Annotated in this window: 13 protein-coding genes; 8 read left to right on the top strand and 5 right to left on the bottom strand. The window is 61.5% G+C overall.

Features of this window, described 5'->3' with window-relative positions; all coding sequences use genetic code 11:
• Position 1: 1 nt before the first annotated feature.
• Positions 2-760 carry a 5-oxoprolinase subunit PxpA gene (locus ACODS9_RS08845; RefSeq protein ID WP_489093724.1) on the bottom strand — a complete coding sequence of 253 codons (759 nt, stop codon included), beginning with the start codon at positions 758-760 and terminating at the stop codon, positions 2-4.
• A gap of 125 nt (positions 761-885) precedes the next feature.
• Between ACODS9_RS08845 and ACODS9_RS08850 the strand changes: the two genes are divergently transcribed.
• The gene (locus tag ACODS9_RS08850; protein WP_102682418.1) at positions 886-1,803 is read left to right on the top strand and encodes a LysR family transcriptional regulator; all 918 of its coding nucleotides are present in this window, start codon (positions 886-888) and stop codon (positions 1,801-1,803) included.
• 43 nt (positions 1,804-1,846) lie between these two features.
• On the opposite strand, the gene ACODS9_RS08855 is transcribed toward ACODS9_RS08850, so the two are convergent.
• The 3 genes from ACODS9_RS08855 to ACODS9_RS08865 all read right to left on the bottom strand — a co-directional run bounded on the left by ACODS9_RS08855 (position 1,847) and on the right by ACODS9_RS08865 (position 3,978).
• Positions 1,847-2,674, bottom strand: coding sequence for a M24 family metallopeptidase (locus tag ACODS9_RS08855; RefSeq protein WP_489093772.1), 828 nt, complete (start codon positions 2,672-2,674; stop codon positions 1,847-1,849).
• A gap of 156 nt (positions 2,675-2,830) precedes the next feature.
• Positions 2,831-3,355: a GrpB family protein gene (locus tag ACODS9_RS08860; protein WP_489093725.1), complete on the bottom strand. Its 525-nt coding sequence runs from the start codon at positions 3,353-3,355 to the stop codon at positions 2,831-2,833.
• Between the two features lie 80 nt (positions 3,356-3,435).
• Positions 3,436-3,978: an AAA family ATPase gene (locus tag ACODS9_RS08865; protein ID WP_489093726.1), complete on the bottom strand. Its 543-nt coding sequence runs from the start codon at positions 3,976-3,978 to the stop codon at positions 3,436-3,438.
• 221 nt (positions 3,979-4,199) lie between these two features.
• Here ACODS9_RS08865 and ACODS9_RS08870 point away from each other — a divergent pair, with 221 nt between their 5' ends.
• On the top strand, positions 4,200-4,682 hold the full coding sequence (locus ACODS9_RS08870; protein WP_401110386.1) for a P-loop nucleotide/nucleoside kinase family protein: 483 nt from the start codon (positions 4,200-4,202) through the stop codon (positions 4,680-4,682).
• Positions 4,683-4,881: 199 nt separating this feature from the next.
• Positions 4,882-5,379, top strand: a complete 498-nt coding sequence (locus ACODS9_RS08875; protein WP_401110383.1) for an HIT family protein — start codon at positions 4,882-4,884, stop codon at positions 5,377-5,379.
• Positions 5,380-5,518: 139 nt separating this feature from the next.
• On the opposite strand, the gene ACODS9_RS08880 is transcribed toward ACODS9_RS08875, so the two are convergent.
• Entirely contained in the window at positions 5,519-6,409 is an 891-nt protein-coding gene (locus ACODS9_RS08880; RefSeq protein WP_489093727.1) for a serine hydrolase domain-containing protein, read from the bottom strand.
• Between the two features lie 292 nt (positions 6,410-6,701).
• Between ACODS9_RS08880 and ccoG the strand changes: the two genes are divergently transcribed.
• The 5 genes from ccoG to ACODS9_RS08905 all read left to right on the top strand — a co-directional run bounded on the left by ccoG (position 6,702) and on the right by ACODS9_RS08905 (position 15,888).
• Positions 6,702-8,108 carry a cytochrome c oxidase accessory protein CcoG gene (gene ccoG / locus ACODS9_RS08885; protein WP_401110377.1) on the top strand — a complete coding sequence of 469 codons (1,407 nt, stop codon included), beginning with the start codon at positions 6,702-6,704 and terminating at the stop codon, positions 8,106-8,108.
• 39 nt (positions 8,109-8,147) lie between these two features.
• Positions 8,148-9,557 carry a GntR family transcriptional regulator MpaR gene (mapR, locus tag ACODS9_RS08890; RefSeq protein WP_367858681.1) on the top strand — a complete coding sequence of 470 codons (1,410 nt, stop codon included), beginning with the start codon at positions 8,148-8,150 and terminating at the stop codon, positions 9,555-9,557.
• Positions 9,558-10,075: 518 nt separating this feature from the next.
• On the top strand, positions 10,076-11,686 hold the full coding sequence (locus ACODS9_RS08895; RefSeq protein WP_489093773.1) for a PAS domain-containing sensor histidine kinase: 1,611 nt from the start codon (positions 10,076-10,078) through the stop codon (positions 11,684-11,686).
• Positions 11,687-11,729: 43 nt separating this feature from the next.
• Positions 11,730-13,826: a hybrid sensor histidine kinase/response regulator gene (locus ACODS9_RS08900; protein WP_489093728.1), complete on the top strand. Its 2,097-nt coding sequence runs from the start codon at positions 11,730-11,732 to the stop codon at positions 13,824-13,826.
• A complete protein-coding gene (locus tag ACODS9_RS08905; RefSeq protein ID WP_489093729.1) occupies positions 13,795-15,888 on the top strand; it encodes a PAS domain-containing protein in 2,094 nt (697 codons plus the stop codon). Before ACODS9_RS08900 ends, ACODS9_RS08905 begins: the two co-directional genes overlap by 32 nt.
• Positions 15,889-15,895 lie beyond the last annotated feature (7 nt).

The raw sequence follows: 15,895 nt of genomic DNA on the forward strand, positions 1-15,895 counted from the left end.
GTTATCGCGGTGCGCGCACCTGGATCCCTGCGCCATCGAGCGCATTACGGGTAGCCTCGACCAGTGCCAGGGCACCGGGTGTATCGCTGTGCAAGCAAATGGAGTCGAATTTGATCGCCAGGTCTTCACCCTCCACCGTGCGCACCACGCCCTCCTGGCAGGCACGCAGTACCCGCGCAGCTACTTGCGCGGGGTCGTAGGCACGCACGTTGCGGGTGAAGACGATGGAGCCGCTGAGGTCGTATTCGCGGTCGGCGTAGAACTCGCGGATCACCGGTTGGCCCAGCTCCGTGGCGATACGCCAGATCGCCGAGTCGGGCATGCAATACAGCAGCAACTCGGGCTCCAGGCGCTGCAGGTTTTCCACCAGCAAACGCGCCGCTTCCTCGTCCCGGGCCAGGTGCATGTACAGCGCGCCGTGGGGTTTGATGTGTTGCAGGGCCACGCCTTGAACCCGGGCGAGCTCCCGCAGGGCGCCCAGCTGATACAACATGTCGTCCACCAGCTCCTGGGCCGGTGCATTGATGTGACGGCGGCCGAAACCGACCAGGTCGCGAAAGCCCGGATGGGCACCGACGGCCACGTCCAGGCGCTTGGCCTGCTCGACAGTGCGACGCATGGTGCCGGGGTCGCCGGCATGGAAACCGGTGGCGATGTTGGCCGAGCTGATGAAGCCCATCAGTTCGTTGTCGACTCCGTCGCCGATAGTCCACGGACCGAAGCCTTCGCCCATGTCCGAATTGAAATCTACTGCCTGCATGACACTTGCTCCTGACGCTTGTGACTTCATGCAGAGCACGTTAAATTCCAGCCACCCCCTTGGGAAGATCTATTATCAGAGGGGATATCTTCTGAAAATCAGATACCTCATCAAGCGGAGTGTTCATGTCACTGACCCTGCGCCAGGTTCGCTATTTCGTCGCCACGGCCGAGATCGGGCAAATCTCTCAGGCTGCGATTCACTTGAATATTTCCCAGTCGGCGGTGACCACAGCGATCAAGGAGCTGGAGGGCATGCTCGGCACGCTGCTGTTCCAGCGCTCGGCCCAGGGCATGAGCCTGACCGATGCCGGACGGCACTTTCTCAATCGGGCCTACGTGATCTTGCGCAGCGTCGACGATGCCCTTAACAGCCCACTGCCGGACGTTCGCGCCACCGGTCTGTTGCGGGTAGCGGCCAGTTACACGGTGATCGGCTACTTCCTGCCGCACCATCTGCAACGCCTGGAGCACTGGCACCCGGACGTGGCCATCGAAGTGCACGAACGGGAGCGCCAGGCCATCGAGCAAGGCCTGCTGGAAGGTGAATTCGACATGGCGGTGGTGCTGACCTCGAACCTGACCCACCCGGACATCGTCTCGAAAACCCTGTTCAATTCCGAGCGCCGGCTGTGGCTGCCCAGCCATCACCCACTGTGTGAACACTCGGCCGTGAGCCTTGCCGACGTCACACAGGAGCCCTTCATCCTGCTTACGGTCGACGAAGCCGAACAAAGCGCCATGCGCTACTGGGAACATGCCCGACAGCAGCCCAACGTGCGAATCCGCACCAGTTCCGTGGAAGCGGTGCGCAGCATGGTGGCCAACGGCAGCGGCGTGGCGATCCTCTCCGACCTGGTACACCGCCCCTGGTCGCTGGAGGGTAAACGCATCGAAACCGTGACCATCACCGACAAGGTCACCCCCATGAGCGTCGGCCTGGCCTGGCATCGCGAGCGGGAATTCAGCCCGGCGATGCACGCGTTCCACAATTACTTCCACGATGCATTCCTGGCGCCGCAACAACTTTCCGCACGGCGCTGAAAGCAGCGAAAGCCTATCCGAGTGATGGACTGGCCAACAGCAATTAGTCCACCAATCTGCTCAGCAGCCGGTGCCCGTCAACTGTAACCTCCACCATCGCCGACAGCATGACGCTGTCTGCACCATCCTGTGTGTGGACAGTCCAAAAATCAGGCGGCTGGAAGCGCACCCCGAATGCGCCTGCCTTCGCGATCACATAAACATTCAGCACCTGCCCTGGTTGCATGAGGGTGTTATCGTTTGTGTAGCCCTTGTAACCCAGCACCTGAGGTTCCTGTACCCGCGACTGCCCCATGGCGTAGCCCGCGAGTTCATGAATCGCAACCGCCTGGTTGGCGTCAAGCACCTCTTGAATGGCCTGGCCCACATTGAACAGCGGCTCGCCACCACGAACCTGATCAATGCCACTGCGCAACGCGCTGCGGGCTGTTGCCAACAACTGTCGCTGCTGTTCGGTGGCGTTGGCGGTGGCAAATGTCCAAACCTGGGCGATATGGGCCTGGGCCGAAGCCGCAACCAACTCAACTTTAACCAAGGCTGCGTTCGGGAATGGGGTATTAGTAGGCGGTGCGTTACCCACTTGGCTATTCACCGACACCGGCACGGCTGCCGTATAGCCTTTGTAGCCCACTAGCATTGGTAGCCAGCCGTAGCGTTCGAACTGCGTCAATACGTAGCGTTGAATCGCCGCACCGCTGCCGCCCTCGCGGATCATCGGCTTGACCTTGAGCAACAGGTCACTGGCCAACGGTGCGAGCCGAGTCTCCTCGGCAAGGATTGTCGAGCTATCTAGTTGAGTGATGCCAACCGCACGGGAGCGATTAGCTTCGGCATAACTCTCGAGCGATGACTCTGTGGCGAAAATATTCACGCAATAGAGCAACAACAATATCCCTATGCTTCTCAAAATTTAACTCCTTGACAAGTACGCTCAGAAAGATGATCTCCGCCCCGACCATAAGGATTTGCCCGCTCTGAAAACACTGCTTTGGTTCGGAAACAGCCGGACACGAGCGACTGAGTCGCCTTATAGATAATAATCACCAGGTCTGATGCCGACCTCACACAGCGCGGTGATGATGAACGGCCCCTTCCTCGCCAGATACTCAGCCATACCGCCGGTATTGGAGGCCTCCAGCTCGAGCTTGAGGTCTTGATATCGCTGCCGGAGGGAGGCGTCGTTTCTGAGCAGATCCCTGAACGTCAGCATCTGGATGACTGAATCGTGACCACACCTGCAAATATGGATCTTGTGGGTGCGCACCTCGCCAACATTGCGGCGGTAGAAATGGTGTCCTTCCGACAGGTCAGTGCCACGTACATACCCCAGTTTCAGCAACACCTGGTCCCGCGCTGCCTCATTGCGATGCTCTGAAACCTCGATCAGCACATCGATCTCTGGCTTGGCTGCAAGTTGCCGGACAGCCGTGCTGCCGACATGGTGCAGGGCGAGAAGCTCATCACCGAATGCCGAAGCGAGCAGCACTTTGTCCGCCTCGTACCGCTGCGGCCATTCAGGGTTGTAGATCGTGATCTTGCTGGTCAGCGCCATGGGCCATCCTTGGGCAGTTTGAAACGTTGTGATGCGTCTTCAAGGCAGGCGTCTGCCAACAATCAAACGAGAACGAACCTCTAATGACCTCGCGCCACCTGATCAGGCAATGCTCCCAGGTTCGCGAGAAAAACTTCGGTATCTCGATTCGACCGCAGGCAGACCACGCGACAACCCGACGGGGCGGTCGCCACGAATCGCTTCATCGCCTCCCGGGACGAGTTTTTCGTCCGCCACATGAACCTGAAAAACTCCGGCAGGTTGGCCAGCAGTTCCGGACACTCGTCCGGCAAGTCAGGCCGAGATCGACCGCGGCTCAGCATCGTTCTGAAGAACACACGCCAGAATCGAAGCGGCGCCGAGCGATCGATCCATATCACCGTGTCAGCGCGGGCCAGCCGGTTTTGCCATGTCGTCGAGTGCCCGCCTTCGAAGACCCAACGCTCACGGGCCTCGACTTCATGGCAAAGACGCGTCTTCTCGTCACGGCTGCGCTCGACCCACCCTGGCTGCCAGTGAATCGTGTCGATATGCACGACCGGCAAGCCCGTGCGCTCGCCAAGCGTGCGCGCCAGGGTACTTTTCCCAGACCCTGGCTGACCAATGATCATCACCCGTTGCATTGAAGCTCCCTCTCGCCATGCCTGCTGATTTTTGGGGGCGCGATTGTACGGCAACGGCGGGTTCGGTCAACTGCAAGCGCATGCATGCTTTGAGCGTCTGTTGTAAGTCGATAGCCGTTCATTGATGACTGGTATCGACCCATAGTGGACGTTTGAGTGATCGGTGATTGCTTCGACGCTTTTCAATGAGCATCATCGGGGTTCGACAAGGAGACGTCTCTATGCCCAAACCAGTGCTGCATCTCATCTCAGGAAAGATTGCATCCGGTAAGTCAACACTAGCCAAAAGTTTGGCAACTGAAGGATCGACGGTTCTGCTGACTGAGGATCATTGGCTCTCACGGCTATACCCTGGACAGATCAAGTCAGTAACCGACTATGTGCGTTTTGCGCACCAGATTCGGGAGGTGCTGGGCCCACTCGTCATTGATGTTCTTCGGGCTGGAGTGACTGTCGTTTTGGATTTTCCTGCCAATACTCCTCAAGATCGACAATGGCTGCGCGGCCTGGCTGACGCCGCCGAGGTTTCACATTGCGTCCACTATATCGAGGTGGACGATGACACCTGTCGAGACAGGTTGCATATTCGTAATCACCATGGTGAGCATGAGTTTGCGGCGACTGACGCGGAGTTCGATCTGATCACTAGCTACTTTCGAGCACCACATGAGAATGAAGGGCTCCAGATTGAAGTTCACCGATAACGAGTAGCCCCTGCGAGATTGAGTTATCTCTAATGCGGCATTGGGCCGCTAACGGCCCACATCGGATGGCCTCTATGGGACGGTAGCAGCCCTTCAATGCCGGCAGCTTTCAACCCAAAGCGGCGGCCCGCAATCAGCCAAAATCGGACATAGATCTGCTGCAATGCTACTCTGCGACCGATCCACTCAAGGCCGCCCAATGGATATACCGTCTAGCTTCATCATCCATGAATCCAGGTACTGGATTCTCAATCAGCGCATGGACAGTGCGTTGCCAGGCTACCTGATGCTCAGTGCCAAGCAGATGACCAATTCCCTGGCAGCACTGCCGCTCGAAGCGCAGGCAGAGTTGGGTATGTTGCAGGCGCGAATTCAGCACGCGATCGAAGCGGATCTCCGGCCCAAACGCTTGTATATCGGTCGCTTTGGGCATGATGCCGGTTACTCCATTCACTTCCACTTCATCCCAGTGTATGACTGGGTGGAAGCCTTGTTCTGGCTCGACGAAAGGTACAGGCTGCTGCAAACCTTCGGCTCAATCGACAGCGCGCTGCTGCAAACAGATGGCGCAGAACTGATGCTGTTTGTCTGGCGGGAATTTTGTGAACGCCCTGTGCCGCCACCGGTTCAAGGCCCCTGTGTTGACGACGTTATTGCGGCCCTACGCGGCGCTTTGGATTGTGAGCTGCCTCATTGACCTAGGAAGTTTAGCTTACGCAGTTGGCCGCTATGGGTTGATAGCGGTCATCCACAACGTTCAGCTATGGAACCAAAACGGATGTTGTATCCAGGCCTCAAGTGATATCCCGCAGAGGCGAAACAAGCCCCAGAAAGCCTCAACACCGGGCCTCAAGTACGTTACGTATCTCCCGCACGACCAGCGCCTCGACACTTCCCTCATCCAACTCCATCGAGAACACTGCGCAACACGCGACGACCTCCCCCACCGCACATCGATAAACCGCCACCACACTCCCGGGCCCGCACCCGGTATGCCCGGCCAGCGTCAAGCCGCCCTCGACCGCCCCTCGCATCAGCCCCAAAGCATATCCAGGCGCAATCCACGGCCGGCCAGCCATTGCCCCACCCAACACCTTTGTCACCTGCATTTCCTGCAGCAGCCCGGCCGGAAGCAGTGCCCCGGAAAGCAGACGATCCAGCAAAAGCACAGCCTGCGAAACAGGGCCGATCAGCAGCCCGTGATAGACCCAGCCAGGGTCGTAGTTCAACGAATCGCCCAGGTAGTCCCCATGCAGATCCGCACGTTTGCTCGCCAGGCGAACCGCCGAGATACCGAGTGGCGCCAACACCTGTTGCCTGAGCGCTTCTTCAAGCGGCAGCCCCGTGGCACGTTCGATGAGCCTGGCTACCAGCATGTAACCCACATTCGAGTAGCGCCAACCCGCTCCGGGGGCGTAGCGAAGCCGGGCGCCATCCAGGCGCTTCATCATCTCGTCCACGGGCCACGCAGGTTCATGCTTGGCAACCGCCGCGTAGTATTCGGCAAGCTCGCAATAATCTGCGAGGCCCGCCTCATGACGCAGAAGCTGGCGCAGGGTGTAAGAGGTTTCGGGCAACGCGGCATCCAGGGCAAGTCGACCGTCGCGCACCAAGGTCAAGGCGGTCGCGGCCAATACCGTCTTTGTGAAGCTCCACCAGGGCACACAGGGTTCGGCCTGGAGGGATGGCGTTAATGAGCGACCATTGAATAGCGTGGAAATCAGCATCGAATACTCATGATAGTCATGACGGACCGGTACGCAGGCGTAGAGGCAACACCTTACCCCATAGCGACGATGCGGGCCTCCGCTCTCGTCTTACATCCAAAGCCGTACGAACATAGGTGCGGTGGATAGCCGCAGGCATCTGCAATCCAGTACGCCAAGCACCGAAATACAAGGCCTCAACAAACAAACCCGTCATCTGATATGGTTTTTATCTCGATACCTGGGCCTGTGCTGAAAACAGATAGCGGGCCATAGTGCCCTGGCCTGATCGAGGCCTGATGAGCGACGAACCATGAGCGACAGAATCCCCTTCCGAGTCATCGAGGTTGCCCCCACCACCCACAAGAGCAAAAGCCAGGTGGCCGGTGGCATCCATACACGCAGTTTCACCGGCTTCTACCGCAACCTGCGGATCGCCTTCGCCGGCTTGCTGTTCGTGCTGTTCTTCGGCACCGCCTGGTTGCAATGGGGCGACCGCCAGGCCGTGCTCTGGGACCTGGCCGACAGCAAGTTCCATATCTTCGGTGCGACCTTCTGGCCGCAGGACTTCATCCTGCTGTCGGCGCTGCTGATCATCTGCGCCTTCGGCCTGTTCGCCATCACCGTGTTCGCCGGGCGCGTGTGGTGCGGCTACAGCTGCCCGCAAAGCACCTGGACCTGGCTGTTCATGTGGTGCGAGAAGATCGCCGAGGGCGACCGCAACCAGCGCATCAAGCTGGCCGCCGCGCCCTGGGGCGTGGAGAAGATCGCCCGCCGCGGCCTCAAGCACGGCCTGTGGCTGGCCATTGGCGTGCTCACCGGGCTGACCTTCGTCGGCTACTTCACGCCGATCCGCCCGCTGGCTGCCGAACTGTTCACCTTAGAGCTGGGTGGCGTGGCCTTGTTCTGGGTGCTGTTCTTCACCGCCGCCACCTACCTCAACGCCGGCTGGCTGCGCGAAGCGGTGTGCATGCACATGTGCCCCTATGCGCGCTTCCAGAGCGTGATGTTCGACAAGGACACCCTGGCGGTGGCCTACGACCCCAGCCGCGGCGAAGCCCGTGGCCCGCGCAAGAAAGGCAGCGACGCGCGCAGCCAGGGCCTGGGCGACTGCATCGACTGCACCCTGTGCGTGCAGGTATGCCCCACCGGCATCGATATCCGCGAAGGCCTGCAGATGGCCTGCATCGGCTGCGCCGCCTGCATCGACGCCTGCGACGGGGTGATGGACAAGATGGGCTATGCCCGTGGCCTGATCGGCTACAAGTCCGAACACAACCTGCAAGGCGGCAAGACCCACTGGCTGCGCCCTCGCCTGCTCGGCTACGCCGCCGCGCTGACGGTGATGATCGGCGCCCTGGTGTTGGCCCTGCAGATGCGCCCGATGGTGTCGATGGATGTGATCAAGGACCGTGGCCTGTTCCGCGAGAACGCCCTGGGCCAGATCGAGAACATCTACCTGCTCAAGATCATCAACAAGACCCAGGAACCGCAGCACTATCGCCTGCGCCTGGTGGACGCCGACGGCTTCGAGCTGCATGGCCGTACCGAGTTCACCCTGGCCTCCGGCGAGATGAGCGAGCTGCCGGTGTCGGTGGCGATGCTTGCCGATCGCCCGACCAGCAGCTCCCAGGAACTGACCTTCGAGATCCAGGACAGTGACCAGCCGGGTATCCGCAGCACCGCGCACAGCCGTTTCGTCGCGCCGATGAATCGCTGATCCCTTACACTGAACTTCACCTTGCCTGCCAAAACCATAATGAAACGCTACGAACGATTCGCCGACGACATTGCCGAACTGATCCGCTCCGGGGTACTAGGCCCCGGCCAGCGGGTGCCTTCGGTGCGTTACGCCAGCCAGACCCACGGGGTCAGCCCGTCCACCGTGTTCCAGGCCTACTACCTGCTGGAGCGTCGCGGCCTGATCCGCGCGCGGCCGCGTTCGGGTTACTTCGTCAACGCCCACGCGCCGCGGCCGTTCTGCGAGCCGCAGCCCCAGGCGCCGGCCAGCGAGTCCACCGATGTCGATGTGAGCGGCCTGGTGTTCTCGATCCTCGACTCGATCAAGGACCCGCACACCGTGCCGTTCGGCTCGGCCTTCCCCAGCCCGAACCTGTTCCCGCTGCAACGCCTGTCCCGTTCGCTGGCCAGCGCCAGCCGGGCCATGGACCCGCGCATGGTGGTTACCGACCTGTCACCCGGCAACCCGCAGCTACGCCGGCAGATCGCCCTGCGCTACATGGTCGGCGGGCTGATGCTGCCCATGGAAGAACTGCTGATCACCAACGGCGCGCTGGAAGCATTGAACCTGTGCCTGCAGGCAGTGACCCAGCCCGGCGACCTGGTGGCCATCGAGGCGCCGGCCTTCTATGCCTGCCTGCAGGTACTCGAGCGCCTCAAGCTCAAGGCGGTGGAAATCCCGGTGCACCCGCGCGAGGGCATGGACCTCAACGTGCTGGCCCAGACCCTGGAAAAACACCCGGTCAAGGCCGTGTGGTGCATGACCAACTTCCAGAACCCGGTGGGCGCGAGCATGCCGGAGGCCAAGAAGCAGGAGCTGGTTGAGCTGCTGCGCCGCCACCAGGTGCCGCTGATCGAGGATGACGTCTACGCCGAGCTGTACTACTCGCAGCAGGCGCCGAAGCCGGCCAAGGCCTTCGACACCGAAGGGCTGGTGATGCATTGCGGCTCGTTCGCCAAGAGCCTGGCCCCCGGTTATCGCATCGGCTGGGTCGCGGCCGGGCGCTTCGCGCAGAAGATCGAGCGACTCAAGCTGATGACCTCGCTGTGCGCCTCGATGCCGGCCCAGGCGGCGATCGCCGACTACCTGCAACATGGCGGCTACGATCGCCACCTGCGCAAGCTGCGCTACGCGCTGGAGGGCCAGCAGGCCAACATGCTCGCCGCCATCGCCCGTCACTTCCCGGCGCAGACCCGGGTCAGCCAGCCTTCCGGCGGCTACTTCCTATGGCTGGAACTGCCCGAGCAGATGGACGCGTTGAAGCTGTTCCACATGGCGCTGGCCCAGGGCATCAGCATCGCGCCGGGGCCGATCTTCTCGCCGACTCGGCGCTTCGGTAACTGTATCCGCCTGAACTATGGCAGCCCCTGGGGCGATGGCGCGGAGCAGGCCATGGAAACGCTAGGCAGGATCGTGCGTTCGTTCTGACGCCATGGCGGCGACCGGTCGGCGCGGCTATAGTTGCGCGACGCGCCGACCGGTACCTGCTCATGCTCGACGACCCTGCGCCCTCGCGAGAACACTTGAACGCACGCATCGCCGAGCTCGAGGCGCAGCTTGCCGAGCATGCGTTCGAACGCGCATGCCTGACTGTGCTGCGTAGTCACATGACCGAAGGGTTTTGTGTACTGGAGTTGCTGGATGGGCCAGAAGGGCCGCTGAGCAACTACCGCTATATCCTCAGCAACGAGGCTTATACGCATCACACCGCGCACGCCAAGCAAATGGGCCAGACGATACGCGATCTTATCCCGGCCGAAGCCGATGCCTGGGTACCTCGCTTCGCCGAGGTATTGCGAACCGGCAAGCCAGCCTGCTTCGAGCAGCGTCTAAAAGCCACCGATCGCCTGTTGTCGATCGCGGCCTACCCGCTCGGGCCGGCCAGCGAACGACGGGTGGCGGTGCTGTTCACCGGGGCCCCGGCCAGCGAACGGCTCATCAATGCCATGCTCGATCGCGCCCAGCAGCACGTTGACGAAGCAAGGGTCAACAACAAGCTGCTGGGTGAGCTGGTCGACCATAGCCTGGCCAACGTGTTCGCCGCCGACTGCAGCCTGCGCCTGACCGCCATCAACCGGACCGCGTGCGAAACCTTCGAGCGGTTGCACGGTTTCACACCCAAGGTGGGCGATTCCATTTCGCGGATCCTGGCCGACAAGCCGGACATCCTGCACTGCCTCGAGCCGGTATGGCCGAGGCTGCTGGCGGGCGAGCCATTCACTCACACCATCACCCTCGGCCCACCTGAAGCGCAGCGGCACTACGACATGCGCTACAACCCATTGCGCGATGCCGAGGGGCAGATTCAGGGCGGCTACCTGTTTGCCTACGACATCACTGAGCGGGTGCTGGAGCAGGAGCGCCTGCTCCAGACCGAACAGGCATTGCGCCAATCGCAGAAAATGGAGGCTATCGGTCAACTGACCGGTGGCATTGCCCATGATTTCAATAATCTTCTGGGTGGCATCCTGGGCGCTCTGGAACTTGCCGACAAACGACTGGTTCAAGGACGCGGCCAGGATTGTCGCCACATGCTGGGCATCGTCCAACAAAACGCATCGCGTGCCAGCTCGCTGGTCCAACGCCTGCTGGCATTCGCCCGCCAGCAGACGCTCACGCCACAGACCGTGGATGTGCACCACCTGGTAGCGGGCATGCATGACCTGATACACAGCACCCTGGACGCGAGCATCGGTTTTGTCGACGCGACGCTGGCCGGGCAGTGGACAGTGCGCGTGGACCCACCGCAACTGGAAAGCGCCTTGCTGAACCTATGCATCAACGCCCGGGATGCCATGACCAGAGGCGGCACACTGCGTATCAGTTGCCAGGATCATTCACTCGCCCCGACCCAGGCCACCAGCATGCAACTCGCGCCTGGCGACTACCTTCAGATCGTGGTGGAGGATACCGGCTGCGGCATGTCCGAGGACATTGCCTCCCGCGCCATCGAGCCGTTCTTCACCACCAAGCCCCTCGGCCAGGGCACAGGCCTGGGCTTGTCCATGGCCTACGGGCTGATGCGCCAGTCCGGCGGGCACTTGAGCATTGACAGCACTCCCCAGGGCGGCACACGCATCAACCTGTACCTGCCCCGTGAACAGCGTACCGAGGGGCCGCTCGCGTCCTTCGACCCTCGCACCGCAATACAACCGCCACGCAACGTTGGCCTCGACATTCTGTTGGTCGAAGACCAGCCGACCCTGCGCATGGTGATCCGCGAGGTATTGGAAGAGCGAGGGCATCGGCTACAAGTCTTCGACGAAGGCACTGCCGCCATGCAGGCGCTGGGGCAGGCTCCCCGCCCAGCATTGCTGATTGTCGATATCGGACTACCCGGTAGCGTCGATGGCTACCAGGTTGCCAACGCTTATCGTGCTAGCAACGAGCACGCCCCCGTGCTGTTCATCACCGGCTACGACGGTGACCTGGACAGTGACCGGCTGACGACAGCCAACCTGACGGCCCTGCTGCACAAGCCCTTTGAGCTGGCCTTGCTGATCGCCCGGGTCGACCAGTTGCTCAGTAGCGTCAGCCAGGCACCTGGCACGGTGTAACGCAAAACAGCTACAGTGCCCTCCCACTTCACTGGAAGCCCGCATGCCCTCGCGCGAACTGCAGACCCTTCGTCGACAGGTCGAAGACCTTCGCCAGCGCAATGCCCAGCTGGAAGCACAATGGGCCCACCATCAACAGGCTGACCAGGGCCTGTTCCGCTTTCTCTTCGATACGATGGACGAGGGCTTCTGTGTCATCGAGTTCTTCGATGGCCCCCACGGCCCACTCAGCGATTACGTGCATGTGCTGGCGAACTCGGCCTATGCGCGCCACGCCGGCATCGCCGACGTGACCGGGCAGAAGCTGCGGGAAATGGTGCCGGATGAGGCCGATGACTGGATCGCCCGCTATGGCGAGGTACTGCGCACCGGGAAACCCTTGCAATTCGAACAGGAGCTGGTGGCGACAGGGCGTGTGCTGTCGGTAACCACCTTCCGCATCGAGCCGGTCGAGCGACGGCAGGTGGCGGTACTGTTCAAGGATGTCACCGAGCGATACCGCGCCGAAGCTGCCTTGCAACAACTCAACGAGCAACTCGAACAACGGGTGGCCGCTGCCCTGGCTGAGCGCGGCTTGCTCGCCGAATTGGTGGAGAACAGCGTCGCGCGGGTTCAGGTGGTGGACACCTCGATGACATTCCTTGCGGTAAACAAACGCGCGGTCAAGGATTTCGAGTATCTGTTCAGCCACAGGCTCCAGCCAGGCGATAGCCTGATCGAGTGCCTTGCGAATTTCCCCGTCGAGCTTGAAGGTTCCATGGCGCTCTGGCGCAGGGCATTGTCCGGTGAAAGCTTTACCGAAGTAATTGCCTACGGTAAAAACGACCGCATTCGCCACTTCGAGTCGCATTTCACCCCCCTGCGCAATGCCGCCGGGGCAATAGTCGGCGCTTACCTGTTCGTCTACGACATCACGCGTCGGGTCAACGAACAGCAAAAACTGCTTGAGGCTGAAAAGGCCTTGCGCCAGGCGCAAAAGATGGAGGCAGTCGGTCAACTTACCGGCGGCATCGCCCATGACTTCAACAACCTGCTGGCGGGGATACTCGGCGCCCAGGAGCTGATGCGCCAACGCATGCAGCAAGCACGCCATGCTGATATCCCGGCCTTGCTCGACAGTGCCTGCAGTTCAGCCCAGCGGGCCGCCACGCTGGTTCAGCGCCTGCTGGCTTTTTCCCGGCAACAGACCCTGCAGCCCCAGATGATCCGGCTCCGTACCCTGGTCGAGGGCATGCAGGACCTGATCAGCCGCAGTGTCGGGCCGGCGATTGAAGTGAGCTGCCATTTCGAGCATGACGAAGGGGTGACCTTTATCGACCCGCCACAGTTGGAGAGCGCCCTGCTCAACCTGTGCATCAATGCCCGCGATGCCATGCCCAATGGCGGCCGCATCGATATCGATTGCCGCCAGGTAGAAATTCCAGATGACACGGCCGAGACGTTGAATCTGCCAGCGGGTCGTTATCTGTGCCTGGGCGTCAAGGACAATGGCCTGGGCATGTCCGTCGAGGTCGCGGCACGTGCGGTCGAGCCGTTTTTCACCACCAAGCCGGCGGGCCGTAACACAGGGCTGGGGCTGTCCATGGCCTACGGCTTCGTCCGCCAGTCCGGCGGCCAGCTGCAGATCTGCTCGACGCAGGGTGAAGGGACATGCATACGCCTTTATCTGCCCTGGCAACCCGGGAGCGAACACCAGGCCTTGCCGGCGATCGAGCCTGCTGCCCGTACTCTCGCCCCTGGGCGGCGCATCACCCTGGTAGAGGACCATGTGCCGCTGCGCGTGATAATCACCGAAGTGCTCGAAGAGCTCGGCCACAGTGTCGAAAGCTACGCAAGCGGCCCCGCAGCCCTGGAAGCGCCAGGCCAGCCCGAGCTGTTGATCACCGATATCGGCCTGCCCGGTGGGCTTGATGGGCGACAAGTCGCCGAAGCGTTTCGCCAGCGCCTGCCTGATGTACCGGTGCTGTTCATCACCGGTTACGATGCAAAGGCCGTGTTGCACGAACGTCCCCTGCCACCCGGGACCTGCGTGCTGACCAAACCCTTTACGCTCGAGGCGCTGGTCGAACAGGTGGAGCAATTGCTATCAATGACAAGGAGTCCCATCGATGACCGTGAGCCCACGCAGCGAGAGCCCTGACGAGTTGCACGATCTTCGACAGGCGCTGCGCATCGAACGCCAGCACAACCTGCGCATGGCCCAGGAGCTTGAGCAACTGCGTGAGCGCGTGCAGGAAGCCGAACGTTATCGGTTCCTGTTCGAGACCATGGAGGAAGGTTTCTGCATCATCGAGTTCATTGCCGACGCGAACGGCCACTGGGTCGACTACCTGCACCTGATGGCCAATCCCGCCTATTGTCGCCATGCCGGCCTGCCCAATGTAGTGGGGCGAACCCTGCGCGACGTCATTCCCGATGAGGCCGAGATCTGGCTGGAACGTTTCGGCCATGTAGCGCACACCGGCGAGCCGATCTACTTCGAGCACGAACTGTATGCCACCGACCGCTGCCTGGGGCTGGCGGCAATTCGGGTGGAACCCGCCGAGCGCCATCAGGTGGCGGTTATCTTTCGCGACGTGACGGCGCGCAAGCGCGCCGAAACGGCCTTGCAGGCGCTCAATGCGCAACTGGAACAACGCATTGGACAGGCGCTGGCCGAGCGCAAGGTTTTCGCCGATCTGATCGATGCCAGTGTCGCCTGCGTGCAGGTGGTGGACCGGCAGATGCGCTGGCTGGCCATCAACGCCGCCACCCGCGGCGAGTTCCAGCGAATCTTCGGTTTCCAGCCCGAAGTCGGTGCATCGCTTGAAGCAGAGTTCGCAGCCCGCACAGACGATTGCCAACGTTCATTGGCGTTGTGGAACAGGGCACTGGCCGGGGAGACCTTCATCGAAATCGACGCGTTCGGCGAAGGCGATGCACGGCGCCATTATGAAATGCGCTTTGCCCCCTTGCGTGACAGCAATGACCAGACGCTTGGCGCTTATGTGTTCGCCTACGACATCAGCGAGCGGATCGAGGAGCAACAGCGCCTGGCACACGCCGAACACGCGTTGCGCCAAGCGCAGAAGATGGAAGCCGTGGGCCAGCTTACTGGCGGTGTGGCCCATGATTTCAACAACCTGCTCGGCGGCATACTGGGTGCACTGGAACTGGCCGGCCAGCGCCTTGATCAGCAACGTCACGATACCTTGCCCCCGCTGCTGGACAACGCCAGGGACGCGGCGCAACGGGCCGCCTCGCTGGTTCACCGGCTGCTGGCGTTCTCCCGCCAGCAGACCTTGCAGCCTGAGCCAACGGCTGTGGCCGCGTTGGTCGACGGCATGCATGATCTGATTGCCCGCAGTGTCGGCCCACATATCGAACTGCATTGCCAGAACGACGACGACCTCTGGAACGTGCGCATCGATCCACCGCAACTGGAAAGCGCGCTGCTAAACCTTTGCATCAATGCCCGCGACGCCATCAGCGGCAGTGGCACGGTCCGCATCACCTGCTGCAACGTGCAGTTCGACGAACTACACGCCAGCCCTCTGGATCTGAAGGCAGGGCAGTACGTACGTATCAGTGTGCACGACAGTGGGCGTGGCATGGACCAGCAAACCCTGGCGCGGGCCATTGACCCGTTCTTCACCACCAAGCCACTTGGCCAGGGGACAGGCCTTGGGCTTTCGATGATCTTCGGTTTCGTGCGCCAATCCGGAGGGCAGCTGAACATCGACTCGACACCAGGGCAAGGCACGTGCGTACACCTGTTCCTGCCGCGTCATCACAGCGCGGTGCAGCGCAAGCCAGCGATTGTCGCTCCCGTAGCCCTGCCGCGTGCCCAGGCTCGTGCACGGCATGTGGCGGTGGTCGAGGACGAAATGGCCATACGGCTGGTCATTGCCGAAGTACTCGAGGACCTCGGCCATGAGGTATGGATGTTCGAAAACGGCCCTCAGGCGCTGGCGGGGCTCCAGGCGCGCAGCGCACCAGACCTGCTGATCAGCGACGTGGGCTTGCCTGCCGGCCTCAATGGCCGGCAGGTGGCCAGCGCATTGCGCCTGCGCTACCCAGGTTTGAAAGTACTGTTCGTCACCGGCTATGACGAAACGGCCGCACTGCGTGATGGCGTTCTGGAGGAAGGCATGAGCGTGCTGACCAAGCCGTTTTCCTTGCAGCAACTGGCGGAGCGGATCGAGCGCATGCTGCAGGGTTAAGGCGCGC

Source organism: Pseudomonas sp. FG36, from assembly GCF_057809275.1.

What these genes read in the sequence shown, in the direction of transcription:
- ccoG (WP_401110377.1), top strand. Translation starts at nt 6,702, where the DNA reads ATGAGCGACAGAATCCCCTTCCGAGTCATCGAGGTTGCCCCCACCACC.
- mapR (WP_367858681.1), top strand. Translation starts at nt 8,148, where the DNA reads ATGAAACGCTACGAACGATTCGCCGACGACATTGCCGAACTGATCCGC.
- ACODS9_RS08880 (WP_489093727.1), bottom strand. Translation starts at nt 6,409, where the DNA reads ATGCTGATTTCCACGCTATTCAATGGTCGCTCATTAACGCCATCCCTC.
- ACODS9_RS08860 (WP_489093725.1), bottom strand. Translation starts at nt 3,355, where the DNA reads ATGGCGCTGACCAGCAAGATCACGATCTACAACCCTGAATGGCCGCAG.
- ACODS9_RS08845 (WP_489093724.1), bottom strand. Translation starts at nt 760, where the DNA reads ATGCAGGCAGTAGATTTCAATTCGGACATGGGCGAAGGCTTCGGTCCG.
- ACODS9_RS08865 (WP_489093726.1), bottom strand. Translation starts at nt 3,978, where the DNA reads ATGCAACGGGTGATGATCATTGGTCAGCCAGGGTCTGGGAAAAGTACC.
- ACODS9_RS08895 (WP_489093773.1), top strand. Translation starts at nt 10,076, where the DNA reads ATGCTCGATCGCGCCCAGCAGCACGTTGACGAAGCAAGGGTCAACAAC.
- ACODS9_RS08850 (WP_102682418.1), top strand. Translation starts at nt 886, where the DNA reads ATGTCACTGACCCTGCGCCAGGTTCGCTATTTCGTCGCCACGGCCGAG.
- ACODS9_RS08900 (WP_489093728.1), top strand. Translation starts at nt 11,730, where the DNA reads ATGCCCTCGCGCGAACTGCAGACCCTTCGTCGACAGGTCGAAGACCTT.
- ACODS9_RS08875 (WP_401110383.1), top strand. Translation starts at nt 4,882, where the DNA reads ATGGATATACCGTCTAGCTTCATCATCCATGAATCCAGGTACTGGATT.
- ACODS9_RS08905 (WP_489093729.1), top strand. Translation starts at nt 13,795, where the DNA reads ATGACCGTGAGCCCACGCAGCGAGAGCCCTGACGAGTTGCACGATCTT.
- ACODS9_RS08870 (WP_401110386.1), top strand. Translation starts at nt 4,200, where the DNA reads ATGCCCAAACCAGTGCTGCATCTCATCTCAGGAAAGATTGCATCCGGT.